The organism is Luteimicrobium sp. DT211 (assembly GCF_049844995.1).
In the GTDB taxonomy this organism is placed as follows: Bacteria; Actinomycetota; Actinomycetes; order Actinomycetales; family Cellulomonadaceae; genus Luteimicrobium.
This window is the reverse complement of the sequence record NZ_JBNCMC010000003.1, coordinates 287,720-311,684: the sequence shown is the minus strand read 5'-3', so window position 1 is coordinate 311,684 and position 23,965 is coordinate 287,720. Positions and strand designations below refer to the sequence as shown.

Annotated in this window: 17 protein-coding genes; 6 read left to right on the top strand and 11 right to left on the bottom strand. The window is 75.4% G+C overall.

Annotation, left to right across the window (positions count from 1 at the left end):
* Positions 1 to 54 precede the first annotated feature (54 nt).
* The 5 genes from ACLQ14_RS09225 to ACLQ14_RS09205 form a co-directional block, all read right to left on the bottom strand.
* The gene (locus tag ACLQ14_RS09225; RefSeq protein ID WP_425812177.1) at positions 55 to 1,512 is read right to left on the bottom strand and encodes a polysaccharide pyruvyl transferase family protein; all 1,458 of its coding nucleotides are present in this window, start codon (positions 1,510 to 1,512) and stop codon (positions 55 to 57) included.
* Between the two features lie 20 nt (positions 1,513 to 1,532).
* Positions 1,533 to 4,496, bottom strand: coding sequence for a polysialyltransferase family glycosyltransferase (locus ACLQ14_RS09220; protein ID WP_425812175.1), 2,964 nt, complete (start codon positions 4,494 to 4,496; stop codon positions 1,533 to 1,535).
* Positions 4,493 to 6,322, bottom strand: coding sequence for a hypothetical protein (locus ACLQ14_RS09215; protein WP_425812173.1), 1,830 nt, complete (start codon positions 6,320 to 6,322; stop codon positions 4,493 to 4,495). Before ACLQ14_RS09215 ends, ACLQ14_RS09220 begins: the two co-directional genes overlap by 4 nt.
* A 70-nt stretch (positions 6,323 to 6,392) precedes the next feature.
* On the bottom strand, positions 6,393 to 8,327 hold the full coding sequence (locus ACLQ14_RS09210) for a polysaccharide pyruvyl transferase family protein (RefSeq protein WP_425812171.1): 1,935 nt from the start codon (positions 8,325 to 8,327) through the stop codon (positions 6,393 to 6,395).
* Positions 8,328 to 8,457: 130 nt separating this feature from the next.
* On the bottom strand, positions 8,458 to 8,805 hold the full coding sequence (locus ACLQ14_RS09205) for a DUF3499 domain-containing protein (RefSeq protein ID WP_425812169.1): 348 nt from the start codon (positions 8,803 to 8,805) through the stop codon (positions 8,458 to 8,460).
* A gap of 84 nt (positions 8,806 to 8,889) precedes the next feature.
* Between ACLQ14_RS09205 and ACLQ14_RS09200 the strand changes: the two genes are divergently transcribed.
* Positions 8,890 to 9,396, top strand: coding sequence for a metallopeptidase family protein (locus tag ACLQ14_RS09200; RefSeq protein ID WP_425812167.1), 507 nt, complete (start codon positions 8,890 to 8,892; stop codon positions 9,394 to 9,396).
* 51 nt (positions 9,397 to 9,447) lie between these two features.
* On the opposite strand, the gene ACLQ14_RS09195 is transcribed toward ACLQ14_RS09200, so the two are convergent.
* From ACLQ14_RS09195 to ACLQ14_RS09185, 3 genes are all read right to left on the bottom strand, one after another.
* Complete coding sequence (locus tag ACLQ14_RS09195) at positions 9,448 to 11,133, bottom strand: DUF5719 family protein (protein ID WP_425812165.1); 1,686 nt, start codon at positions 11,131 to 11,133, stop codon at positions 9,448 to 9,450.
* Complete coding sequence (locus ACLQ14_RS09190; RefSeq protein WP_425812163.1) at positions 11,130 to 14,546, bottom strand: glycosyltransferase family 2 protein; 3,417 nt, start codon at positions 14,544 to 14,546, stop codon at positions 11,130 to 11,132. The genes ACLQ14_RS09195 and ACLQ14_RS09190 overlap by 4 nt, the downstream gene beginning before the upstream one ends.
* A gap of 150 nt (positions 14,547 to 14,696) precedes the next feature.
* Entirely contained in the window at positions 14,697 to 14,915 is a 219-nt protein-coding gene (locus ACLQ14_RS09185) for a WhiB family transcriptional regulator (protein ID WP_425812868.1), read from the bottom strand.
* Positions 14,916 to 15,249: 334 nt separating this feature from the next.
* Between ACLQ14_RS09185 and ACLQ14_RS09180 the strand changes: the two genes are divergently transcribed.
* The 4 genes from ACLQ14_RS09180 to ACLQ14_RS09165 all read left to right on the top strand — a co-directional run bounded on the left by ACLQ14_RS09180 (position 15,250) and on the right by ACLQ14_RS09165 (position 20,031).
* Positions 15,250 to 16,116 (top strand): TIGR03089 family protein, encoded by an 867-nt coding sequence (locus tag ACLQ14_RS09180; RefSeq protein ID WP_425812161.1) that lies wholly within the window; start codon positions 15,250 to 15,252, stop codon positions 16,114 to 16,116.
* Entirely contained in the window at positions 16,113 to 17,255 is a 1,143-nt protein-coding gene (locus tag ACLQ14_RS09175; RefSeq protein ID WP_425812159.1) for a hypothetical protein, read from the top strand. Before ACLQ14_RS09180 ends, ACLQ14_RS09175 begins: the two co-directional genes overlap by 4 nt.
* Positions 17,256 to 17,359: 104 nt before the next feature.
* Complete coding sequence (locus ACLQ14_RS09170) at positions 17,360 to 18,673, top strand: LCP family protein (protein WP_425812157.1); 1,314 nt, start codon at positions 17,360 to 17,362, stop codon at positions 18,671 to 18,673.
* A complete protein-coding gene (locus tag ACLQ14_RS09165) occupies positions 18,670 to 20,031 on the top strand; it encodes an LCP family protein (RefSeq protein WP_425812155.1) in 1,362 nt (453 codons plus the stop codon). Before ACLQ14_RS09170 ends, ACLQ14_RS09165 begins: the two co-directional genes overlap by 4 nt.
* A 15-nt stretch (positions 20,032 to 20,046) precedes the next feature.
* On the opposite strand, the gene purE is transcribed toward ACLQ14_RS09165, so the two are convergent.
* Together purE and ACLQ14_RS09155 are read right to left on the bottom strand one after the other, a co-directional pair.
* Positions 20,047 to 20,613, bottom strand: coding sequence for a 5-(carboxyamino)imidazole ribonucleotide mutase (purE, locus tag ACLQ14_RS09160; protein ID WP_425812153.1), 567 nt, complete (start codon positions 20,611 to 20,613; stop codon positions 20,047 to 20,049).
* On the bottom strand, positions 20,610 to 21,848 hold the full coding sequence (locus tag ACLQ14_RS09155) for a 5-(carboxyamino)imidazole ribonucleotide synthase (RefSeq protein ID WP_425812151.1): 1,239 nt from the start codon (positions 21,846 to 21,848) through the stop codon (positions 20,610 to 20,612). Before ACLQ14_RS09155 ends, purE begins: the two co-directional genes overlap by 4 nt.
* 55 nt (positions 21,849 to 21,903) lie before the next feature.
* Between ACLQ14_RS09155 and ACLQ14_RS09150 the strand changes: the two genes are divergently transcribed.
* Positions 21,904 to 22,533: a GtrA family protein gene (locus ACLQ14_RS09150; protein ID WP_425812149.1), complete on the top strand. Its 630-nt coding sequence runs from the start codon at positions 21,904 to 21,906 to the stop codon at positions 22,531 to 22,533.
* 34 nt (positions 22,534 to 22,567) lie between these two features.
* On the opposite strand, the gene ACLQ14_RS09145 is transcribed toward ACLQ14_RS09150, so the two are convergent.
* Positions 22,568 to 23,908 carry an ATP-binding protein gene (locus tag ACLQ14_RS09145; RefSeq protein WP_425812147.1) on the bottom strand — a complete coding sequence of 447 codons (1,341 nt, stop codon included), beginning with the start codon at positions 23,906 to 23,908 and terminating at the stop codon, positions 22,568 to 22,570.
* Between the last annotated feature and the right edge of the window lie 57 nt (positions 23,909 to 23,965).

The window sequence follows — 23,965 nt, the reverse complement described above, 5'->3', positions numbered from 1 at the left end:
TCCCTCGTGTCGGAGTCCCTCGCGTCGGCCCACGCCGGGTCGGCGTGCTCGGTGTCAGCGCCGCGCCGCGCCCAGGCCGAGCCGCCGGCGCACGTACCTGGTCCCCCGGCCGACGGTGGTCGCCGGCGCGTCCGGGTCGGTCACGACCTCGAGGGCCCGGCGCACCTGCGTCGCCCGCGCGACGTCGCCCTCGGCGTAGTACTCCTCGCGACGGTCCCGCAACCAGTCGCGCGCGACGGCGGCGCGGTCGTCGTCCGACAGAGAGGCCGGGCCGGTCGGCCGCGCGGCCGGGGCCGCTGGGCCGCGGGTGCGGCCTTCGAAGAGCATCGTCTTGGCGTGCAGGCGGCTCGACAGCCACACCTCGAGCTCGCCGAGCGGCAGGCACTCGCGCTCGTCGGGCAGCGTGCCGGTGAGCGTGCGGTAGATGCCGGACAGGTTCTCCAGCGTGACGTCGTAGAGGCGCTCGCGCTCCTTGGCCGCGCGGTCCTGCATGACGTCGTACTCGTCGTGGCAGCGCTCCACGTTGGCCACGATCCGCGCGCCGAGGTCCGGGTCGTCGACGTCGATCAGCAGGTCGTCGATGCCGACCTCGCGGGCGAAGTAGACCATCTTCGGGGAGTTGTCGATCGGCACGACCAGGGACCCCGCTCCGAACGGGACCATCGCCCCGTGGCCGCGGGTCGCGACGACGACCGGCACCTGCGAGAAGTGGCGCGGTCCGAGCAGCACGTCCCGGTCCTGGGTGTTCATCTCGACGAACGTGAAGTCGTCGAACCCCCGCGAGCGCAGGTAGTCCGCGATCGCGGCGTCGAACTTCGCGAAGAACGACACGAGCTCGATCTCGTAGCCCGCCGCCTTGAGCGCCCGGCACGCCTGGAGGACCTGCTCGGGCACGCGGTCGTCCTTCTCCGACGGCGACCGCGTGATCTGGAGCGTCACCTTCCGCGCCCGCTCCGGCACGGCCGCCGGGTCCCCCGCACCGTCCACGAGGTGGCGCAGGAACGTCGTCGGGCACGGCTGGAACACGATCTTGTCGTGGAACCGCGGGTCGACGATCTCCTTGAGCCGCTCGATCGAGCCGTGGTTGCGCAGCCCCACGAACGGCGAGTCCTCGATCATCGCCTCGAAGTGCTCCTTGAACACCGGGGCGAGGCCGTTGTGGTTGCGGTAGAGGTTGAAGCCCACCCCGAAGACGATGGTCCGCCGCATCTTCCGGGCCGTCGCGACGCTGGACCGGAACGCCCAGCCCGACAGGTCGTGGTTGCGGGGGATGATCACGCCGCCGCCCGCGATCAGGGCGGCGTCGTACGTGTTGGCCCGCTCGACCAGCTTCGGACCGATCGGGAAGCGGCTGTCGGCGCCGTCCTCCACGCGGAAGTACCGCCGCCCGCCGAACGAGTGGAACAGGTAGCGCACCGCCTCGACCAGGAGCGCGTCGCCGTAGTTGGCGTGCGTGTAGTACTGCCAGGCGAACAGGCGCACCGGTCCGTCGGGGGCTGCCAGGGTCGTCATGTGAGGTGTCTTCCTTCGTCTCAGGCCGCCGCGAGCGCGTCGCGCCCCGGCTGCCACGCGTCCATCAGCCCGGCCGTGCCCGACCCGGTGGCGTCGTCCTGCAGCGCTCCGTCGAGCATCCGCGCCTCCGCGGGCGACGGCGCCGCCAGCAGCCGGGCCAGCGCCCACGTCGCGGAGTCGGGCCGCATCGCCAGCAGCGGGACGCGCTCGCCGAACCGCGCGAATACGTCGCGGACGAACTCCCCGATCCCCCGCTGGATCTCGGCGTTGCGCCTGTCGGCGGCGACCGTCGGCGCGAGCACCGGGCGCCCGCCTGGCCCGAACCCGTGGCACTCGGGCAGCCCGACGGGCGTGAGCAGGTACTCCAGCACGGTGCCGTACCGGAAGAACGTGCGGTCCTGGGACCAGGGCTCGAACCGCGCGCCCGTGATGACGGCGTACTCGAGCGCGTGCTCCATCCCGGTGAAGTACAGGCCGTCGACCCGTCGCCCGAGGCTCGCCATGATCGCCCGCTGCGACGACCCGGAGTAGCCGAGGTCGACGACGGCCGGGCGCTCGGCGTCGCCGAGCTGCTCCGCGTAGTACCGGCGCGCGACGGCGCTGCGGTCGGCGCACGCGGCGGCGATCTCCTCGGCGTGCTCGACGAGGACGGCGACGAGCGCGGCCGCCCGGTCGGTCCCGAGCGGGGCGTCGAGGTCGGTGATCCGGGCGGCCGCGAGCGCCGGCTCCAGCATCCGGACGACGGCCGGTCCGAACCGCGTCGCGAGCAGCGTGCGCGGCGTGTTCGCCGGGTTGAGCCCGTGGACGAACTGCGTGGAGGCGACGTGCGCCGGGTCGCCCGAGAAGACCTGGAAGGCCGCGCGACGCGACGCGAGCAGGTAGCGGGCCCGGGGCAGCTCGGGGTCGTGGTCGCGCAGGCGCTCGTAGATGCCGTGCGGGACGTACCCGTCGCGGGCGAGGAAGGCGACGTCGTCGTACCCGAGGTCGCGCGCCTGCCGCGCCACCCACAGGGTCCAGCCCAGCAGCGCGGGACCGGCGACGCCGTAGCCGAGCGCGTGGGGCGTCCCGAGCGACGCGGCGCCCTTCGGGAACGTCACGAACGGGTTGTCGAAGAACCGCTGCGCGACGACGCCCTTGACGAGGGACAGGCCCTTCTCCTCGCGGAACCCCTTCCACAGCCCGCCGAGCGCGTGGGTGCGCCGGGCGGCGTCGGCGGCGGAGGGCACGTGGAGCGTGGCGATGCCTCTCCCGGCGGCGCGCTCGACGTCCGAGACCGGGTGGTCGCCGACGTGGAGCAGCTGGTCCGGCGTGATCCCGAGGTCGTGCAGGACGACGTCGAACAGCGCGCCGCTCGCCTTGGTCGCGTCGGCGTCGGCGGACGCGAACACGAAGTCCGGCTCGACGGGCAGGTGCGGTTCGACGAGGTCGAGCAGCTCGGCCGCCGAGTAGAAGGTGTCGGAGACGAGGCCGACCCGCTTGCCGAGCCGGTGCGCGAACAGCATGAGCGCCGCGCCGAGCGCGCGGGGCGCCAGGTGCCGCTCCTCGAGCGCGACCTCGGCCGCCAGCAGAGCCTTGCCGTGTGGGGCGCCGCCGAGGAGCCGCGAGGTCTGCTCGGCCACCGCCTCGATCGGGTACTCGTCGCGCTCGGCCCCCACGACACGGTCGGCCGCACGGAGCGTGCCGACCGCGGCGTTGCGCGCGTTGCTGTACCGCGCCATGGGCGTCAGGTCGGGCGCCAGCTCGCGGTCCAGGACGCTCACCAGGTCCGACGCGCGCGAGACCGGCCGGGTCACGAGCGTGTCGAACACGTCGAAGGACACGTACGGCGCGTCCGACGCGCGCAGCGTGCGGAACGCGTCCGGCAGGCCCGGGGTGACCGCTCCCCCGACGCCGTGCACGGCCGCGAGCAGCGGGTCCTGCGTCGTCGGCGGCACGGAGTCGACCTGGCGCTCGAGCACGGTCCACGGGTCGACCCCGCCGTCGACGGCGGGCAGCTGCGCGACGGTCGGGATCCGGTCGCGCAGCGCGAGGGTCGTGGCGAGCAGGCCCGTCCGCTCGGCGCCGATCGCGGCCGACATCCGGAGGCCGAAGTCGACGTCGACCAGGAACGACGGCACCCCCAGCAGGTGCGGTGCCGTGAGCAGCAGCGTCGAGCTCACCGCGACGACGGCGGCCGGCCGGGACGTGCCGATCAGCACCTCGAGCGGGAGGTCGCGGTTCGTCATGAGGCTGAGCGCGCCCGCGTCCGAGGCGGGGAGCGAGTCCGCGATCGCCCGGTACACGGCCGACGCGTGCCGCGGGTGCGGTTTGTATGCGACCCGGTAGCCCTTGGCGAGCAGGTCCTGGACGGTCTCGCGGTAGACCGCGACCAGCTCGTCCGTCGAGACCGCGTCGCCCTTGCGGTCGAAGTACTGCTCGACGAGCACCACGGTGTCCGGCGTGAGCTCCGCGTCGTGCCGCCCGCAGGCCCGCTCGAGGGCGCCCGTGAACGCCGTGGCGTCGATCTCCTCGAAGAGCTCCGGGTGGCCCGCCGCCGACAGCGGCGCGAACGCCCCGAGGTAGTGGTGGTACTCGACCCGCACGACGCGGTCGAGGAACTGCAGCGGGCCCAGGTTGTCCGGGTAGAGCCCCGCCATGCCCTCCTCGAACAGGCTGACCCCGGCCTCGGGGAACGCGCCCGCGAGCGCGTCGAGCAGCCAGTGCGAGTGGGACAGGAACATCCGCAGCTGCTGCGGGGTCTGCCCCTCGCACAGCTCGGTCATCTGCTCGGCGTCGGACAGGATCTCGAGGTACTCGGACGGCTCGCGCAGGAACGACACCGTCCTGACGCCCCGCAGCCGGCGGATCCGCCGCGTCAGCCGCGGCTCGTCCCGCGGGTCCGTGAACAGCACGACGACGTGGTGGTCGTCCTCGGGACCGACGTACCGGGACGCGAACGAGTTGACGGCCGAGTACAGGCCCGTGACCAGGTGGAGGGTCGTCATGCGCGCAGCCCCACCGCGCGCCGGCCGGCGGTCGTGTACATCCGGGCGTAGGTCCCCGCCGACGCGCGGCGCTGCCCGCGACGGCGCTGCACCTGGGCCAGGACCCGCAGGTTGCGGACCGACCCCGGCCAGCGCTCCAGGTTGCGCAGGGCCACCCGCTCCGCCTCGTCCAGGCGCCCCTCCTCCATCAGCTCCCGTGCCGCCAGCCACCGCTTGGTGCTCACGGCACCCGCCGGGAGCCCGGCGTCCGTGGCGGCGATCGCGACGTCGTCGGGCCCGGGGACCTGCTCGCCCGCGGCCTCCTGGGCGACGCGGGCGTCCGCGGCGCGCTGCCGCGCCCGCTCGCGGGCCAGCTGCCACAGCGTGAGGTAACCGAGGTAGTCGGGGCCGAGCTGGTCGATCCACAGGCCGACCAACGACTCGGGCAGGTCCGGGTCGCGGTTCCACGGCTTGGGGCCCACGAAGTGCAGGACCTTCACGTCGCCCAGCCCCACGACGCCCGGGTTCGAGTCGAGCATCCGCCACAGCGTGTTGTAGGAGCTGTCGAGCCAGTCGATCTCGGGGAAGTAGCCGTTGAGGAAGCCCTGGTCCCCGCCGTCGTACGACTCGAGGGTGCCGTTCTTCGCCATCATGTCCCGGAACAGGTCGGCGTCGGGGCGGAACGCGAACACGCCGCTGTTGAAGATCTCCCGGTTCAGGGAAAAGCCGAAGTCCGGCGCCGCCGACAGCCCGTCCCGGTCGAACAGGTCGTCGAGCCCGTCGAGCACCACGGTGTCCGCGTCGAGGTAGACCCCGCGGTCGAGGAACGTGAGCGCGAAGACGCCGAGCTTGGAGAACGTGTACTCGAACCGGCCCTGGTGCGCGCCCCCGAACAGCGCGTTGCGGATGCGCGGCGCGCGCACGATCGTCAGGTTCTCCGGCAGGTAGGGCACGTCGGGCAACCGGTAGCCCGCCGGTACCAGCGCGAGCAGCGGGTACGACGAGACCTTGGCCAGGGAGCGCGCCATCGCGAGCGCCCCCCAGAAGTAGCCGTCGTCGTCGAAGTAGGTCACGTACGCGACCCGCCGCTCGCCCGACGGCGTCTGCCGCAGGGCGTAGAGCTGCTGGGGGGCGAGGTCGCCGGCCTGCTTGGCCTCGGGCGTGATCCGCTCTCCCTCGACCGCGGGGGCGTGCGAGACGAACTGCTTGAGCGGCTCGCTCGCGGCGCCGTCGACGATGGCCGCGCCGGGGAAGGCGTCGCGCAGGTGCTTGAGGTGCCCGAGCTCGTACGAGTACGCCACGCGGCTCGTCGAGCGCAGCCCCGCGCCGACGGCGTCCTCGGTGAGGATCGACCGCCGGATCTTGCCGACGTACGTGCCGTCCGCCTGGCCGTCCAGCACGACGACCCGTTCGAACCCGAGCGACAGCGCCGTGCCCAGCATGACGGCGAGCATGCTCGGCGGGTGGGGGTCGGCGAGGATCGAGGCCGTCGCCGGCGTGCCCACGAGGTAGTCGGCCCAGTCCTCGACCTGGCCGTCGCGGACCATGCCCTCGAGCGTGTGCCCGACGAGCTGCTGGGCCCGACGCAGGTCGGTCAGGACCGCGCCGATCTCGTAGTCGCCGCGGTAGACCGTGGAGCGGACCTTCGCGAGCGCCGCCTGGCGCGGCGTCACGAACCAGGCCGCGACCTCGCGGCCGAACCAGTAGTGGTCCTCCGCGGCCAGGTCGCCGTCCCGGAAGACGTACGCGTCGGCCGGCAGGCTCGCGTAGTCGATCTCCTCGAGCGACACACGTGCCGTGACGAGGACGACGGGACGCGTGACGTCCAGACTGCTGAGAGCCTCCACGGGCCTGCCCTTCCCGGCCCTGCGCGGGCCCTTCCTCGGTCCTCCGACGCTCGACGACGGCGGCTGCTCGTCAGCCGCCGGACGGGACCTTCTCGTGCAGGTCCGGGAGCACGCGACGCGCCGCGGCACGTACGTCCTCCCACAGGTCTGCCTGGAGATTACTCACGTCCTGGCGGTACTCAGGCTCTCTCGCGAGCACATCGAGCGAACGTTCCAAGAGTTCATCGGCGAGCCCGTCGTCGTTCACCTCGAAGCCCCACTCAGGTCGCCGTACGTCGTCGAGGAAGTACCGCGTCTTGGGATGCGAGACGATGCTGAGGACGGGCGTGCCGAGCCCGAACGGGATCATCGTGGCGTGCCCCCGCATGCCGACGACGAGCGACGCGTCCGCGTAGACGCGGTAGCCCTCGTCCGGCGTCATCGCGTGCATCGCGACCACCGGCACGTCGAGCCCGTGGGCCGCGGCGAGGTCGGTGGCGAGGCGAGCGTCGGAGTCCAGGTGGGCCGTGAGCGCGACGTCGGCACCGTGCGCACGCAGCCCCGTCACGTAGCGGGCCATGGCCTCGAGGAACCGCGGGTAGCCGCCATCGAACCGGCGCTCGGCTCGGTCGAAGGCGGCGTTGAGGTAGACGCGCCCCGACCCCGGCTCGCCGTCGGGCGGGTCGGGCAGGATGCGGCGGAGGAGCGTCGTCGGACAGGGCACGTAGGTGACCTTGTCGTGCAGCGCGGCCGGCAGGAGCTCGCGCACGCGCTCGATCGAGCCGTGGTTGCGCAGCCCGACCTGCGCGGCCCGCTCCGCGAGCACCTCGAGGCTGTCGCGGAACAGGGCGGTCGGGAACGACTGCCCGCGGAAGAGGTTGTAGCCGACCGCGAACACGTGGAGCGGCACCTCGAGCCGCTCGAGCGAGGCGCGCGGCACGTTCCACTGCCAGCCGCTGTTCCCGTTCGGGGCCGTGTCGGGCAGGAACAGCCCGCCTCCCCCGACCACCAGCGCGCGCTGGGCGTTCGCGAGCTCGACGCGTTCGTCGTCGAAGACCTGGTGCACGTGGAAGGGCACCCAGTCGGGCGGGGCGTCCCCGGGCGCTGCGGCCTCGATGCTCCGCCGGACCGCGTGCGGCAGGACCACGTCGCCGAAGTTCCCGCCGTCCGGCAGGTACAGGGCCGCGTGCCCGACGCCGCCGGCGGGCGGCACGTGGGGCGGCCGGGTGCGCGGGGTGACCGGCTCCTCGTTGCGGCGCAGCCAGGTCCGCGCGAGAGCGTGGTCGGGGTCGGTCTCGAGGACGCTGCGCGCGGCGGCGGCGCCGGCCGGGTAGTCGTGCACGAGCCAGCCGAGCTGGGCCCGCGTGAGCGCGGCGCGGGTCAGCGCCTGCGGACCGGTCCCGGCGAGGCGCACGGCGTCCCGCGCGGCGTCGTACCGGCTCGTGGCCCGCAGGAGGTCGACGACGAGGAACACGGTCGCGTAGTCGAGGACCCCCGGCTCGTCGGCGACGTCGGCGAGGACGTCGAGCGCGGCCGCGTGGGCGGCCTGGGCGGCGAGCTCGGTGGCGCGCTCGCGGGCGGCGACGAGCCGGGCCGTCGGCTCGGGGGGCGGGCGCAGGCCCGCGAGGTACGCGTCGACGAGGCCCCGCGGCAGCCGGCGGCCGGCGAGCGCGAGCCGGGCGAGGCGCTCCTCGGTGACGACGCCGAGCGCGGCCGTCCGGGCGGCCTGGGCCGCGAGCCGGGCCCGGAGCCCCTCGCCGCGGGCCCGCTCCTCCTCGACGGCGGCGGCCAGGGACCGCTCGCGCTCCTGGAGCGTGCCGACCGCGGCCCGGAGGTCGGCGAGATCGTCGTGCGCCTCCTGGAGCCGGCGCGTCAGCTCGTCCTCGCGCGTCGCCTGGCGTGCGGTCGGGCCGGCGAGCTCCTCGCGGGCGAGCGTGCGCACCCGCGCGTCGAGGCGCCGCGCGGCGGGCCGGACGAGCCACGTCAGGAACCCTGCCGGATCCCGCCCGGGCGCGTGGTGCGACATGGCGACAGCGAACCACGGCGCGCAGGCGCACGACGGCCCCCCACGGGCTTCTGCACGCGCCCCTCACACCCCGGCACCGGGCGGTGAACTGCGGCTGAACCGCCGGCGTCGGGCACCGGCCGGACGACGCTCAGTCGGCCTGGCGGAGCACCCGTAGGTGGGCTCGGCGCGTGCCGTCGGGCGCTGGCTCGGGCGGTGCGGGCTGGGCGGCGCCGGCGCGCCGGACGGCCTCCGCGAGGGCGGACAGGTCGTCGGGGCTGGGCGGGGGCTCCTCGAAGCGGTCGGCCAGGCGCACGACGTCCCAGCCCCGGGGCACCGTGAGCTTCTGGGCGTGGTCGGCGCACAGGTCGTAGCTGTGGGGCTCGGCGTAGTGCGCGAGCGGGCCGAGGACCGCGGTGGAGTCCGCGTAGACGTAGGTGAGCGTGGCGACCGCTGCTCCCGTGCACGCCGTCCGCGAGCACTGCCTGACCGATTGCACGGAGGGAACGGTACTCCGCCGCGCGGGTCGCGCGCGCCTCCCACGCCGCCCGCGCACCCGGGCGACCGTGGCTAGGCTCGTGGGGTGAGCGACTTCCCCGCCTTCCCCGGCCCCGATGACGGCGCGGCCGCCCGGCCGCTGCCGGTGCCGGTGCCGTCCGACGGCGCCGCCCCCCGACCGTTCCCGCGTCGCCGCGACCGCCGGGGCCGGGGGCCGCGGGGGCCGCTCCTGCCGCCCGGCGTGCCGGCTGCCCGGACCCGGGCCGACCGGTTCGACGACCTCGTCCTCGCGACCGTCGAGCGGCTCGAGTCGCGGTGGGGCGACCAGCTCGACGGGACGGAGTTCGCGGTCGAGGACGTGCCGCCGTCGGACCCGGCGCCGTGGGAGGACGGCACGGTCCCTCTCGGGCGGTGCTTCCCGGCCGAGTCGGGGCAGCCCGCGCGCGTCGTGGTCTACCGCCGGCCGGTCGAGGCGCGTGCCCTCGACGACGACGACCTCGCCGACCTGGTCCGCGACGTCGTCGTCGAGCAGGTCGCTCACCTGCTGTCGCGCCCGCCGGAGGACATCGACCCGCGCTACGAGGGCGACTGACCTGTCAGAGGCTCGTGAGCCCGGAGGCTCACCAGGTTCTGACAGGTCGCATCAGGGCAGGCCGAGCGTCGGGTCCTCCTGGGCCGTGACGGTGCCGCCGGACCGGACGCTCGCCACCGGCGCGAGCACCGACACGAGCTGACCGTTCGCTCCCCCCGCCGGCACCCCCGACGACGGCGCCCCCACCGAGGCCACGACGCCCCAGGCGAGGGCCGCCCCACCGCTCGGGGTCACCGCGTCGACGGCGACGCCGGCGAGGTCCTTGCCCGGCGCGAGCGCCGCGAGGTCGAGCACCGCGGTCTTCGCCGCCTCGACGGTCGTCGCGCGGCTCGCCACCTGCGCGCCCGTGGCGTCGAACAGCCGCACCGTCGCCTTCACCGAGCCCGTCGCCTTCGCGTCGGCCGAGCGGTCCGCGGGGAGCGCGGACAGGACGACTGCGTCGGCCGTGCCGCGCGGGAGCGCGACCTCGCCCGCGTCGACGGGCCCCGCACCGATCGATCCCCCGCCCGACGCCGCGGCCTCCGCGTCGGGGACCGCCTGCGCGGGCACCCACGCCCGGTCCCAGGGGGTCCGCGCGTCGGCCGGGGACGGCTGCCCCGCCGCGCCGGTCGTGCCAGGCCGCTGCTCGACGACGCCCGCGACGACGCCCTGGTCGGCGTCGACGCTGACGGTGTAGGTCCCCGCCGGCAGCCCGCCGAGCGGCACGTCGACGACCTGCCCGGCGTCGAGGGCGACCTGCTCCGCGCCGCGCAGGTGCACGCGGCCCGACGGCCCCCACAGGCTGACGGTGGCCTTCGCGGCGTGGCTCGGCGCGAGCAGGCGCAGGACCGGCGCCCGTGCGTCCGAGATGGCCTCGCCGCGGCCCACGACGCCCGCGAGCGCGAGGTGCCGTGCGGGCGCGGACCCCGCGACGACGTCGTCGACGCCCTGCGGGACGATGCCCGACAGCGTGGAGTGCTGGAGGTAGGCGCCCACGAGGCCGCCGGACGCCTTGACCTTCACGACGAGCCGGTCGACGCCGGGCGCCGCGGCCTCGAGGAGCCGGACGACCTCCTTGCCCGCCGGGACGACCAGGGAGGCCGAGCTCGCGAGCGGGAGCTCGCCGTCGGGCCCCCACGCCCGCACGCTGACCGTCGCAGGCGTGAGCCCCGGGTTCTGCAGGACGAGCTGGGTGCTGCTGCCCACCTTGGTGTCGCCCCCGGCGAGCCAGGTGATCGTCCCGGGGGTCTGGCAGCTCGCGGCGACCAGCCCCCGCAGGTCGCCCGACGACGTCGTGGAGGAGACGGCCGCGGCGAGCCGGTCGGCGCCGTCGTCGGGGGCGGTAGCGCGCAGCGCGAGGCCGCCCGGGAGCGGCGAGCCCTGCCGCAGGACGCTCGCGCCGTCGCCGCCGGGCGCGGCCGCGAGGTCGCCGGTCTTGGTGCCGTCGAGGGCCCGCAGCGTGCCCGCGCCGGAGGCGAGGGCGAGCGCGCCGAGCTGTGACGTCGTCGGGACGGGCGAGGCGCGGAACTGGGCGTCGCCGCCCGAGTCGGGGTCGGTGAGACGCGCGGGCGCGGGGCACACGAGCATCCGGTCGCCGGGCGCCACGTCGACGGTCGATGTCCGGTGGGCTGCCCCGTCGGACCGCGCGGCCTCCGGGTCGGGCAGCACGTGCGGAGCGAGCGCCGCGCCCCCGGCCACCAGCGCGACCGCGACGAGCCCCGTCCCGCCGAGCGCCGCCCGGCGCCACAGCCCCCTCACCGCAGCACCGCCCGTCGACGGCGCACGGGCAGCGCGAGCAGCACCACCACGAGCAGGAGCACGCCGGAGGACCACAGCCAGAGGGCGCGGTGCGGGGCGTCGTAGGCGACGACGAGGTGTCCGGCCTGGCCCGCGGGCACCGTGAACTCCTGCTGCCAGTCGTCGCCGCCCGCCCGCGCGAGCGCGTGCCCGTCGAGGGTCGCGCGCCAGTGGTCGTGGGCGTGCGAGGCGAGGACGAGCGTGGTGGCGTCCTTGCGCGCGGGGAGCGTCGCGTCGACGCCGGCGTCCTGCGACGACAGGGAGCGGAGCACCGTGCCGTCGGCGTCGCGCAGGGTGGCCCAGGCGCCGCTCGTGGACGTCTGCGCGGCGCTCGCCCCGGGGAGCGCGACCCGCCACAGCACGGACGCCTGGCCCTCGGTGACCCGGGCGAGGCCCGGGACGGTGTCGAGGCGCGCGGTGAGCGCCGACCGGGCGGACCCGCCGGTGCCGTCCGCCGGCAGGAGCACGCCGCCGATCCCGAGGTCGGACATCGCGTCGGCGAGGCCCCGCGACGACGGTGCGACGCCGTCGCCCGCGAGCTGCGCCACGACCTGCGCGAGCTGCGCCTCGGGAGCGGACGGCGCGGGTGTCCTGCCCTCGAGCGCGGCGCGCGCCGCCCGCCCGTCGACGACGACCGACGCGTCGACGAGCTGCGTGCCGTCGGCGCGCGGCAGCGTGTACCGGACGGTCGGCGTCGCGTCGGGCTGCGCCGCGGCGGGTGCCGCGTCGAGCAGGAGCAGCCGGGCGCCCGACGCCTGCATCTGCTGGCCCACGGGCGGCACCACGGGCGTGCCGGTGAGCGCGAGGTCGCCGACGGTGTGGTGGGTGCCGTCGACCTCGTGCGCGACCCACGTCCCGACCGCCGCGCACGGCAGCGCGAGGGCCAGCACGACGACGGCGCCTCGGAGGGTCTCGCGGCCGCGGTGCCGCTCGTCGTACCGGCCGCGGAGCACGGTGCGCTCGGGCAGCCCGAGCAGGGCGGCGCCGAGCAGCCCGGCGAGGACGAGGCTCGTCCCGGGCCCCGGCCACGCACGGACCAGGCCGGACGCGCTCGTCGCGACGGTCACCAGGGGCGCGGCGACGGCCAGCGCGAGCCCGACGGCCGCGAGCAGCCAGGCGACCCGCACCGCGACGGGCCTGCGCGACCGCACCAGCGCCACGACCGCGACCGCGGCGACCGACCCGGCGAACGCCCAGGCGACGACCGTCACCCAGGTCCCCGACGTGCCGAGCGCCGCCGACGGCGGGACAGGCCAGCCCAGCGCGCTCTGCCAGGGCGCCGCGTCGTCGTAGCCGGTGGGGTTGCCGGGTGAGGCGAGCAGCAGGCGCCAGCCGCCGCCCTGCCGCCCCCAGGTGCGCCCGACGTGCCACAGGAACGGTCCGAGGACGACGAGCGCGGGGACGGGGACGAGCAGGAGCCGCAGGTAGCGTCTCGGCCGGGCCGAGGTGACCGCGGTCGCGACGGCGGCGACGACCACGGCCGCGACGCACACGGCGAGCAGCGCGGGCGCGCCCGCGGCAACGGGGACGAGCAGCAGGGCGGCCGCGGCCAGGGCCCCGAGCGACGGCGACCCGAGCCGTCGCGCCGGCCCGCGCCCCGTCGCGTCGAGCGGCCCCGCGGCGGGCGCGATGCGGTCGTCCACGACGACGCCGACCCCGCGTACCGTCGCGAGGACGAACCACGGCAGCGCGGCGTGGGCCACGAGCGCGCCCAGCCGCCCCTGCCCGACGGCGAGCAGCAGGGCGGGCGACGCGGCCCAGACGAGCGCGGCCCACGCGCGAGCGGGGTTCCACCGGGTGAGAGCGCCGGCCGCGAACCACGCACCGAGGCCGGCGGCGAGGAACGACGCGCCGATCAGGAGGTTCACGGCGACCTGCACGTGCCCGAGGGTCAGCACCGACGCGCCGAGCACGACGGCGAGCACGGGGTCCGCGGGGGCCGCGTGGCCGAACCCGGACTGCACCCAGCCGCTCGTCGCGGCGGACCACAGCTCGCCCCAGCTCGACGACGCGGGCAGAAGCGCGCCGCCGACGAGCCGCTCGCCCGAGGCGAGCGCCCCCGTGAACGAGGCGAAGACGAGGCCCGTCAGGACGACGAGCGCGAGCGCGACCACGCCCAGCGCCACCCGGCGCCGGGTGGCGAGCTGGGCGAGCTCCGCGCGCTCGAGCTCGCTGGGCGCGAAGGTCGACCGCCGCTGCTCGGCCGCGCCGAGCCGCCGCTCGCGCCGTCGCGCCGCTCCCTCGCGCCAGTCCTGCTGCAGGGGTCGGACGGCACGCCGCGGCACCGTCGAGGTGCGACGCGCCGACCGGCGCCCCCGGACCAGCCCCGGCACCCGGACGAGGACGAGCAGCGGTGCGAGCAGCTCGTCGCGGGCGTGCGCGGGCTGCTTGAGGGCGAGCCGGTACATCGCGCGGAACGGCGCGCAGACGACGAGCCACACGACGAGGGCGGGCAGGAGCGCGAGCGGCGCCCCGACGAGCCGCAGGTAGACCTCGCTGCGCCTCCGCGCCCCGAACGACTCGTCGGCGGCGTCCTCGAGGTCCGGGTCGTCGAGCCGGGCGGGGTCCGCCGGGTCGACCCGGTGCAGGGCCAGCTGCGCGTGCTCGACGACGGCGCCCGGCACCACGACCACGCGGTGCCCCGCGAGCCGGGCCCGACGGCACAGGTCGAGGCCGTCGCCGAAGGCGCCGAGCTCGGGGTCGGTCCCGCCGAGCGCGTCCCACACGCTGCGGCGGACGAGCGCGCCCGCGAGCCCGACGCCGAGGACGTCGTCGCGCCCGTCGTGCTGGCCCTGGTCGATCTCGTGCGGCTCGACGACGGACACGCGCCGGCCCGCCCGGGAAGTCGTGACCCCGACCTCGACCAGCTCCGGGATCCGCCGGGCGTCGGGGTCGAGCGCGCTCACCCCGGGAGCGGGGTGAGCCGACCAGCGCCGCTGCTTGGCGCCTGCGACGGCGACCGCCGAGGAGTGCTCGACGGCCCGCAGCAGCGCGCCCAGCGCGCCGGGATCGGGGGCCGAGTCGTCGTGGAGGAGCCACAGCCACTGGCCGTCGGGCTCCTCGCGCAGGGCCGCGGTGACGCCCTCGCCGAACGTGCGCGCCCGGGGCGCGGCCACGAACCGCGCGTCGCCGAGCTGGAGGTCCGCGTAGCCGCTCGTCGCGTTCGAGGTGGCGACGTCGACGACGACGAGGCGCGTGGGCGCCCGGTGCTGCGCGCGGACCGCGGCCAGGGTCCGGCGGAACCAGGGGTTCGCGCCCCGCGTGACGATCACCGCGGTCACGCTCGCGACGACGGGGACGGTGCCCGTCACGGCGGACACGATCGACGCGCCGGCGTCCGCCGGCGCCGTGGACAGAGCGCTCGCGTCGTTCATGGCTCCGCCATCATGCGACGGCCGCGCGCCGAACCGTGGGACCTCGTGAGGTCGGCGCGGCGCACGCTCGGCGCATCCGCGTCCGGCCCGGAGGAACAGCGGGCGGAGCGGCCGGGAGGCGCGAACCGCCCGTGCCGATGCCGCCGTGGATCAGATGGCGCGACGCTTGAGCTTGCGTCGCTCGCGCTCGGAGAGCCCGCCCCAGATCCCGAACCGCTCGTCGTGGGCGAGCGCGTACTCGAGGCACTCCTGGCGGACCTCGCAGCCCGAGCAGACCTTCTTGGCCTCGCGCGTCGAGCCGCCCTTCTCGGGGAAGAACGCCTCCGGGTCCGTCTGGGCGCAGAGCGCCCGCTCCTGCCAGCCCAGCAGCGTGTCGTCCTCGGTGAGGTCACCGAAGAGGGAGACGACCGGCGCGAGGCCGAGGTCGTGATGGACGAGCTCCTCGGGCGCCTGCGCGGCGCCATAGCTCGTCGTCGCGTCGGACGGGAATACCCCGCCGTCCCCGTCGAGAAGGTTCCACATGTTTCGCCCCTTTACCTGCGGTCCTCGTGAAGAAACTGCATTGGTAGAATTACACGCGTGTCATCCGTGAGCGTCAAGCCGAAATGTGGTAGCGCCCCGGGGACGAGGGGTGAAGTTCACGTGCAGATCGGCGTGTCGCTCGACGTGAGCGGCGCCGCCGTACCGGCTCTAGGCTGAGCCCATGGAGCCAGCCGCGCCGCCCCCCACCAGCACCGTCGCCCGGGCGGACGGCACCGCTGCCCCCGCGGGCAGGGACGCGGCCTGGCTGCTCGCGCGGGTCGCCTCGGCGGCCGGTGCACCACGCCTCACGTGGTACGCGGCCGGAGGCGAGCGCGTCGAGCTCTCCGGCGCCGTCCTCGCGAACTGGGTCACCAAGACCGCGAACCTCCTCGTCGAGGAATTCGATCTCGGCCCGGAAAGCATCGCGACGATCGATCTTCCTGCGCACTGGCGGAGCATCACCTGGGCGCTCGCCGCATGGCGTGTGGGAGCCGGTGTCGTGCTGACGCCGGACGCCGCGTCCGACTCCGGCGCGACCGACGTCGTCGTGACCGACGGTCCGGACCGGTGGGCCGGCCGGGGGCGCGACGTCGTCGCCGTCAGCCTCGCCCCGCTCGCCCGCAGCTTCGGCGCCCCGCTCCCGGCGGGCGCGGTCGACGCCGCGGCCGCCGTCATGACCTACGGGGACGTCCTGGGGTACGTCCCTCCGGCCGACCCGTCCTCCCCCGCGCTCGTCGCCGGCGACGAGACCGTCCCGCACGCCGGGCTCCTCGCCTGGGCGCTCGCCGGGCCGGCGGGCGCCCTCGAGCCGGGCGCCCGCGCGCTCACCGTCGCCCGCGAGCCCGTCGACCTCCTCCGCGACGCCGTCGCGGCCTGGGCCCGCGACGGCTCGCTCGTCGTCGTCACGCCCGACGTCGCGTCGCTCGCCTCGTCCGAGCCCGCGCGCTGGCAGCGCCTGGTCGAGGGCGAGCGCATCGACGTCCAGCTCGCCGACGCTGGCCACGAGGCCACGCCCGACCGACGGCCCACCGAGCCGCGGGCGGGATGAGCGCCCGGCCGCGCGTCCTCGTGGTGGCGTTCACGCGCCACCAGGACGACGCGCGCGTCCGGCGCCTCGTGCGCGCCCTCGCGCGCACCTCCGACGTCACCACCGCCGGGTACGGACCGTCCGCGCCGGGTCCGGTCCGGCACGTGACCCTGGGACCCGCCGACAGCCCGCACCCGCCCGCCTCCGCCGTCGCGACCGGCTGGCTCGCGCGGGGGGTCTCGCCGCTCCTGCGCTCCCCCGCCGCACGCACCACGGCCGCGGCGCTCGCGGGCGACCGCTGGGACGTCGTCGTCGCGGTCGGCGCCGAGGCCCTGGCCGTGGCCCGGCACCTCGCCGACGGGGCACGCATCTGGGCGGACGTCAGGGCGTGGCCGGACGCGGGCCTGCACGGCCCGTTCGCCCCGCTCGAGCGCGACGCGCTGCTCCGTGTCCTGCGCGACGATCTGCCGCGCAGCTCGGCGGTGACCACGTCGTCCGGCGCGCTCGCGGACCTCGTGCGACGGGAGGTCCCGAGCCCGGCGCCCGACGTCGTCGTCGTCCGCGACTCCTGGCCCCTGGCCGACCTGGAGCCCACGCCCGTCGGCGACCCGGTCCGCATCGTCCGCGCCGGCGTCGCGCGCGTCGGGACCGGGCTGGAGACGACCGTCGACGCGATGCGCGCGCTCGGCGACGGCTGGACGCTCGACCTGCTGCTCGCCCCGGGCCCCGACGGCGGCGCCGTCCTGCGCCGGCTGCACGAGCACGCCGAGGACCTCGCGCAGGTGCGGATCCTGCCCGCGCCCGACCCCGACGACCTTCCGGGAGCCCTCCACGGGTACGACGTCGCGGCGTGGTGGGTACCCCCGACGACGACGCAGGCGTGCGCCGCGCTCCCCTCGTTCCTCCTCGCCGCGGTGCAGGCGCGGTGCGCCTTGTCCGTGGGGCCCGCGGCGCAGGCCGAGCGGCTCGTGCGGACCTACGGGCTCGGCGTCGTCGCGGTCGACGTCTTCGCGGCGACGTGCGCGGCGTCGGTCCGCCGCCTCGGGCGGGACGGGATCGCCGCAGCCAAGGAGCGGGCCGCCGACGCCGCCGCCGAGCTGTCCGCGACGGCCGACGACACGCGGCTCGCCGGGGTGCTCGACCGGCTCCGCCTGGGCTGACGTCCTGGCCCGGTCCACAGAGAACCCATCTCCACAATCCCTCCACCGCGCGCGCTCCGGCGCCGCGCCGGGCCTGCGCAGGGCTCCGCTTAGGATCACATCCCGTGACGACCAACACCGCCTCCGAGAAGGGCGCCACCCGCCACGCCCGCTACCTCCACACCCACGGTGTGGCGAAGGTCGTGGGCCTGGTCCTCGTGGGCGCGCTCGCGGCAGTCAGCGGCGGGGCCTACGCGTTCGTCCGGCACTACCAGGGGAACATCGACACGAACAACACGTCGTTCCTCGTGGCCAAGGAAAAGAAGACCAAGGACCCGAGCGACCCGGACGCCGGGCACGACCTCAACATCCTGATCCTCGGCTCGGACTCCCGCGGCGGCGCGAACGGCTCGATCGTCAAGGACAACAACGGCGGCCAGCGCTCCGACACGACGATCGTCATGCACATCTCCGCGGACCGGAAGCGCATGGAGGCCGTCTCGATCCCGCGTGACTCGCTCGTCGACATCCCCGCGTGCCAGATCGACTCCAAGGGGAACTCGACGGGCGCCGCTCCCCACACGATGTTCAACGCCGCGTTCTCGTACGGCGCCGACAAGGCGAAGGCGCTCGGCGGCGACGACTCGGCCCAGATCGCCGGCGGTGCTGCGTGCACGTGGCAGACGGTCGAGTCCACCACGGGGATCGCGCTCGACGGCTACGTCGTGCTGGACTTCAGCGGCTTCGAGGGCATGATCAACGCCCTCGGCGGCGTGCCCATGTGCATCCCGACCGACATCGACGCCCCCAAGGCGCAGCTCAACCTCAAGGCGGGCTACCAGACGCTCAAGGGCAAGACCGCGCTGGGTTACGCCCGGGCGCGCGAGGGCGTCGGCGACGGCTCCGACCTGAGCCGCATCAAGCGCCAGCAGGAGCTCATGGGCTCGATCGCGAACAAGGTCTTCGCGCAGAACTTCCTCACCGACAGCCCCAAGCTGCTCAAGTTCCTCGACGCCGCCACCAAGTCGCTGCACACGTCGAAGACGGACGGCGGGCTCAACCTCGGCTCGATCACGAGCATCGGCGGCCTCGGCTACAGCCTGCGCCACCTGTCCTCGTCGAACATCACGTTCCTCACGATCCCGAACGGCGCCGACCCGACGAACCCGAACCGCGTCGTCTGGAGCGAGCCCGCGGCGTCCGAGATCTGGGCGAAGCTCGCGGCCGACAAGCCGCTCACGGCGTCCGAGGAGAAGGCCGCGAAGAAGGCGACCGCGACGTCCACGAGCAAGGCGACCAGCAAGGCGTCGTCGAGCACGTCCGACAAGTCGTCGACCACCACCAAGAAGCCGAGCACGACCACCACGACGAAGGACCGCGACAAGGAAGGCATCACCGCGGCCGACGTCGTCAGCTCGAAGGCGGCCTGCACGTCATGACGCCCGACCCCCGGTCCCTCCCGCCGAGCTTCACCCCGCAGTCGGGGCGTGAGTCGCGCCCCGAGCAGGCCGACGGGGTCATCAAGGTCGGGCCCGACGGCGGGGGCGGCGCCACGCCTCCTCCCCCGCCCGCGCGTCCCGCGTCACGGGTGACGCGCCAGTCGAGCGGGCCCGTCCCCGTCGACCGCAGCGGCGGCCGCGCCCGGGCACGCACCGCGTCCGGCCCGCCGCCGACCATCCCGCCCGGGGGCGTCACCCGGGCACCGCGCGCGGCCGGCGACGAGCGCCGCCCGACGACGTCGCCTACCACGCGCGCCCCCAGCCGCCCGCCCGGCGGCGGCGGCGCCGGGCGAGGGCCGGGCGACGGCGCGCGGTCGGGCACGGCGCCCGGCGGCACCACCCCGGGACGTCTGCACCTGCGCAAGGGACGCATCGCCGCGATCGTCGCCGGCCTCGTGGTCGTCGCGATGATCGCCTGGCCCGTCGGCGTCGTGGCCTGGGCCAACGGCAAGCTCGACCACGTCGACGCGCTGTCCGACGCAGCGGACACCCCGGGGACGACCTATCTCATCGCCGGCTCGGACTCGCGCGCGGACGGCGTCGTGAAGGACGGCACCTCCGGCGCCCGCACCGACACGATCATGGTGCTGCAGGTGCCCGACTCCGGGACGACGTCGCTCATCTCGATCCCGCGCGACTCCTACGTGAAGATCCCCGGTCACGGCAGCAACAAGATCAACGCCGCGTACGCGTACGGCGGCGCGCCCCTGCTCGTCAAGACCGTCGAGAAGCTGACCGGCATGCACGTCGACCACTACGCCGAGGTCGGCTTCGGCGGCGTCGAGGGCCTGGTGGACGCCGTCGGCGGCGTCCACCTGTGCCTCGACTACGACGTCGACGACAAGAAGTCCGAGCTCAAGTGGAAGGCCGGCTGCCACGACGTCGGCGGCAAGACGGCGCTCGCCTTCTCCCGGATGCGCTACTCCGACCCGACGAGCGACTTCGGGCGCACGGAGCGCCAGCGCCAGCTCGTGGACGCGATCTCGCAGAAGGCGGCCAAGCCGAGCCTGCTCTTCAAGCCGGCCACGCAGGTCAAGCTCATCGACGCGGGCACGGGCGTGCTCGAGGTCGACAAGGGCACGAACATCGTCGACCTGGCGAAGCTGGCGATGGCGTTCAAGTCCGCGAACGGCAAGGACGGCGTCACCGGGCTGCCCCCGATCTCCGACCGCGACTACCGGCCGGGCGGCGTCGGCTCGAGCGTGCGGCTCGACCCGGACAAGGCGCCGAAGTTCTTCGCGAACGTCATGAACGGCAAGCTCAAGGCCGGCACGGTCAACTCCGACTCGAAGAGCTGAGCCGCGGCGGCGTCGTCAGCCGCCGAAGCCGACCTTGCCCGACCGCGACGCCCGCAGGCGCGCGCCCTTCTCGCGGGCCTGGTCCCCGAGGCGCACCTGGAACTCGGACATGCGCGCGCGCAGCGCGGCGGCGTCGTCGCCCGCGCCGGCACCGAGGATGCGGGCGGCGAGCAGCCCGGCGTTGCGGGCCCCGCCGACCGACACGGTCGCGACGGGCACGCCCGCGGGCATCTGGACGATCGAGAGCAGCGAGTCCATGCCGTCGAGGTGGGCCAGGGGCACCGGGACCCCGATGACGGGGAGCGGCGTGACGGCGGCCAGCATCCCCGGCAGGTGCGCGGCCCCGCCGGCGCCCGCGACGATCACGCGAAGCCCCCGGTCGGCTGCCGTGCGGCCGTACTCGATCATCTCGGTGGGCATCCGGTGCGCCGACACGACGTCGACCTCGACCGGCACGCCGAACTCCGCCAGGGCGTCGGCCGCGGCCTGCATCACGGGCCAGTCCGAGTCCGAGCCCATGACGATCCCGACGAGCGGCCCGGCGGCCTGCTCCGTGCCGGTCCCTGCAGCCTGCTCGGTCATGCTCGCTCCTTCGTGGTGGTCGTCGGCGTCGCGTCGCCGTCGGGGCCGGTGGTGGTGCCGCGCAGGGTCGCCACGGCCGCCCGAGCGCGGTCGCGGGTCGCGGCGAGGTCCTGGCCGCTGACGTTCACGTGCCCCAGCTTGCGCCCGGGCCGCACGTCCTTGCCGTACAGCCAGACCCGGGCGTCGCCGTCGGCGAGCACGTCGGGCAGCGCGTCCGTGAGCTCCGCGCGCTCCGATCCCAGGACGTTCGCCATGACCGTCCAGGGGGCGACGGGCCCCGTGTCGCCGAGCGGCAGGTCGAGCACCGCGCGCAGGTGCTGCTCGAACTGGCTCGTCACGGAGCCGTCGATGGTCCAGTGGCCGGAGTTGTGCGGGCGCATCGCGAGCTCGTTGACGAGCACGCGGGCCGGCTCGCCCGGTGCGGCGCCCGGCACCTCGAACAGCTCGACCGCGAGCACGCCGGTCACCCCGAGGCCCTCGGCCACCGCGGTGGCGATGTCGCGCGCCTGCGCCTCGAGGGCGGGATCGAGGTCCGGCGCGGGCGCGGTCACCTCCGCGCAGACGCCGTCTCGCTGCACGGACTCCACGACGGGCCACGCCCGGACCTCGCCCGACGGACGTCGCGCGACGAGTGCGGCGAGCTCGCGCCGGAACGGCACCTTCTCCTCGACGAGGAGCTGCGGTCCGCCGTCCTGGGCGGCCGCGAGCCAGTCTGCGGCGTCGTCCGGCGCGCTGACGACCCGCACGCCCTTGCCGTCGTAGCCGCCGCGGCTCGTCTTGACGACGGCCTCGCCGCCGACCTCCGCGAGGAACGCCGCGAGCTCGCGCGCGCCCTCCGCGGCATCGACGGCGAGCGGCGCCCAGCGCGGGCACGGCACGCCGAGCGCCGTGAGCCGAGACCGCATGACGATCTTGTCCTGCGCGTGGCGCAGCGCGTCGGGGCCGGGGCGCACGGCCACGCCCTCCGCCTCGAGCGCTGTGAGGAGTGCCGACGGGACGTGCTCGTGCTCGAACGTGAGCACCGCGGCGGCCTCGCCCCCGGGCGGCGCGACGAGAGCACGGACGGCGGCCTCGTCGGCGGCGGTCCCTACGGGAGCGTCCGCGACGACCTGCGCCGCGGAGCCCTCCGGCGACTCCACGAGCACCCGCAGCCGGACGCCCAGGCGGGCGGCGGCGGGTGCCATCATGCGGGCGAGCTGCCCGCCTCCGACGACGGCCACGACTGGTGCTGACACGGTGCCCGAGCCTATCGGAACCTGGCGCCCAGGCTGCTGCGCTACCGTTCGAGGAATGACCGACGTGACGCCTGCCGCCGAACCCGGCCGCGCCGGGGCCGCGGAGGCCGACCGCCACGGCGCCCTCCCCCTCGTGCTGGCGGCGTCCGAGGCGCCCGGCACGGACGTCGCGCACGTCGCCGCCGACACCCTCGACGGTTCGCCTGCCGCGGCTGCGACCGCCGGCGAGGCTTCCGCCACCCGCCGTCCGCGCCTCGGCAAGGACCGGCTCTACGAGCTCGCCAAGTTCGGGTCCGTCGGTGCGGTGTCGTTCGTCGTCGACCTGGGCCTCTTCAACCTGCTGCAGTTCGGCCCCGGGCACCTGCTCGACTCCAAGCCGCTGACGGCGCGCGTGGTGTCCGTCGCCGTCGCCACCCTCGTCGCGTGGGTCGGCAACCGCCTCTGGACCTTCTCCGAGCGGCGCACCGAGAACAGGTCGCGCGAGCTCGCCGGGTTCCTCGTCGTCAACGTGGGCGGGCTGCTCATCGGGATCGGGGTCCTGGCGCTCTTCGTCTACCCGCTGGGGCTCGACTCGCCGCTCGAGAAGAACCTCGCGAACCTGCTCGGCATCGGGCTCGGCACGATCTTCCGCTACTTCGCCTACCGGCACCTGGTCTTCACGGGCGACCGGAGCCCCGCGAAGTAGTCCTCCCGCCCGTCCACCTCGGGATGAGAGCGGGTCAGCCGTCGCCGGACCTGCGCCTGCCTCGGCGCCCCCGGGCGCTCGAGACGGTCGCCCCGGCGGGCAGCACGACCCGCGGGTCGAGCGTGTGCGGCACGCCCGCGAGGAACACCGAGAACACGGCCGGGCGACGCTGCGACAGCTCGAGCCGGCCACCGTCCGCGGCGGCGAGGTCGCGCGCCAGCGCCAGACCGAGGCCGGTGCCCTTCCCCGACGTCACCTCGCGCTCGAAGATGGTGGGGGCCAGCTCGTCGGGGACGCCCTCGCCCTCGTCGGCCACCTCGATGACGATCGAGCCGGACCGTCCGGGACGGGAGCGGACCGTCGTCGTCCCGCCGCCGTGCGTGAGCGAGTTCTCGACGAGCGTCGCCAGCACCTGGGCGAGCGCGCCCGGGGTGGCCAGCACGTACGTGTCGAGGGGGATGTCGACGACGAGGCGGCGGCCGGCCGCCTCGAAGCTCGGCAGCCACTCCTCCTCCTGCTGCCGCACGACCTCCACGAGTCGCACCGCCTCGGTGGTGCCGCCCTGGGCGCGACGCGAGCGCGTCAGGAGGTCGTCGACGACGGTCACCAGCCGCTCGACCTGCTCGAGCGAGATCCGCGCCTCCTCCTGGACCGCCGGGTCCTCGGACATGAGGGAGATCTCCTCGAGGCGCATCGACAGGGCGGTGAGCGGCGTGCGGAGCTGGTGCGACGCGTCGGCGGCGAACTGCCGCTCGGTCGCGAGCCTGCTGGCCAGCCGGTCGGACGTGCGCGCGAGCTCCGCCGCGACCAGGTCGAGCTCCTCGACGCCGGACTCCTCCATCTGCGGGCGCACCTGTCCCGAGCCCAGCTGTTCCGCCGACGCTGCCAGGTAGACCAGGGGCGCGGACAACCGGTTCGCCTGGATCACCGCCATCGCGATGCCGGCGAGGATCGCCACCACGGCCGCCGCGACGACGAACAGGACGATCCGCATGGACTGCCAGTACAGGGCCCAGTACGACACCTCGAGCGTGACGAGCGCGCCCTCCGACGTGCGCACCGCACGCTCCTCGACGCGCCCGTGGATCTGGTCCCCGGCCTCGAGGCGGCGGCCGTCGTAGCTGATGACGACGTGCGCGGGCACCTGGTTGTGGCCCCCGGTGGCGACCGTCACGCTCGCCGGGGACGCGAGCACCTCGTCGCCGTTGCCGATCGCCCGGTCGACGGCCCGCGCGAGCGTCTGGGTGCGGCGCTCGAGGTCGTCGAGGTCGTTGTCGTGGACGTACTGGGCTCCGAAGAACGCGAGCGGGAAGCCGAGGAGCAGCACCGCCACCGCGACCGCGGCCACGGTCGCCTGGAGCATCCGCTGACGCACGTCTCAGACCTTCCCGACTCCGTGCCGTGTCACGCGCGTCATGGCGTCACCGACATC

Bases quoted from the DNA above. Each gene is read 5' to 3' on its own strand.
- ACLQ14_RS09225 (WP_425812177.1), bottom strand. From the start codon at position 1,512: ATGACGACCCTGGCAGCCCCCGACGGACCGGTGCGCCTGTTCGCCTGG.
- ACLQ14_RS09220 (WP_425812175.1), bottom strand. From the start codon at position 4,496: ATGACGACCCTCCACCTGGTCACGGGCCTGTACTCGGCCGTCAACTCG.
- ACLQ14_RS09210 (WP_425812171.1), bottom strand. From the start codon at position 8,327: ATGTCGCACCACGCGCCCGGGCGGGATCCGGCAGGGTTCCTGACGTGG.
- ACLQ14_RS09190 (WP_425812163.1), bottom strand. From the start codon at position 14,546: ATGAACGACGCGAGCGCTCTGTCCACGGCGCCGGCGGACGCCGGCGCG.
- ACLQ14_RS09180 (WP_425812161.1), top strand. From the start codon at position 15,250: ATGGAGCCAGCCGCGCCGCCCCCCACCAGCACCGTCGCCCGGGCGGAC.
- ACLQ14_RS09175 (WP_425812159.1), top strand. From the start codon at position 16,113: ATGAGCGCCCGGCCGCGCGTCCTCGTGGTGGCGTTCACGCGCCACCAG.
- ACLQ14_RS09165 (WP_425812155.1), top strand. From the start codon at position 18,670: ATGACGCCCGACCCCCGGTCCCTCCCGCCGAGCTTCACCCCGCAGTCG.
- purE (WP_425812153.1), bottom strand. From the start codon at position 20,613: ATGACCGAGCAGGCTGCAGGGACCGGCACGGAGCAGGCCGCCGGGCCG.
- ACLQ14_RS09150 (WP_425812149.1), top strand. From the start codon at position 21,904: ATGACCGACGTGACGCCTGCCGCCGAACCCGGCCGCGCCGGGGCCGCG.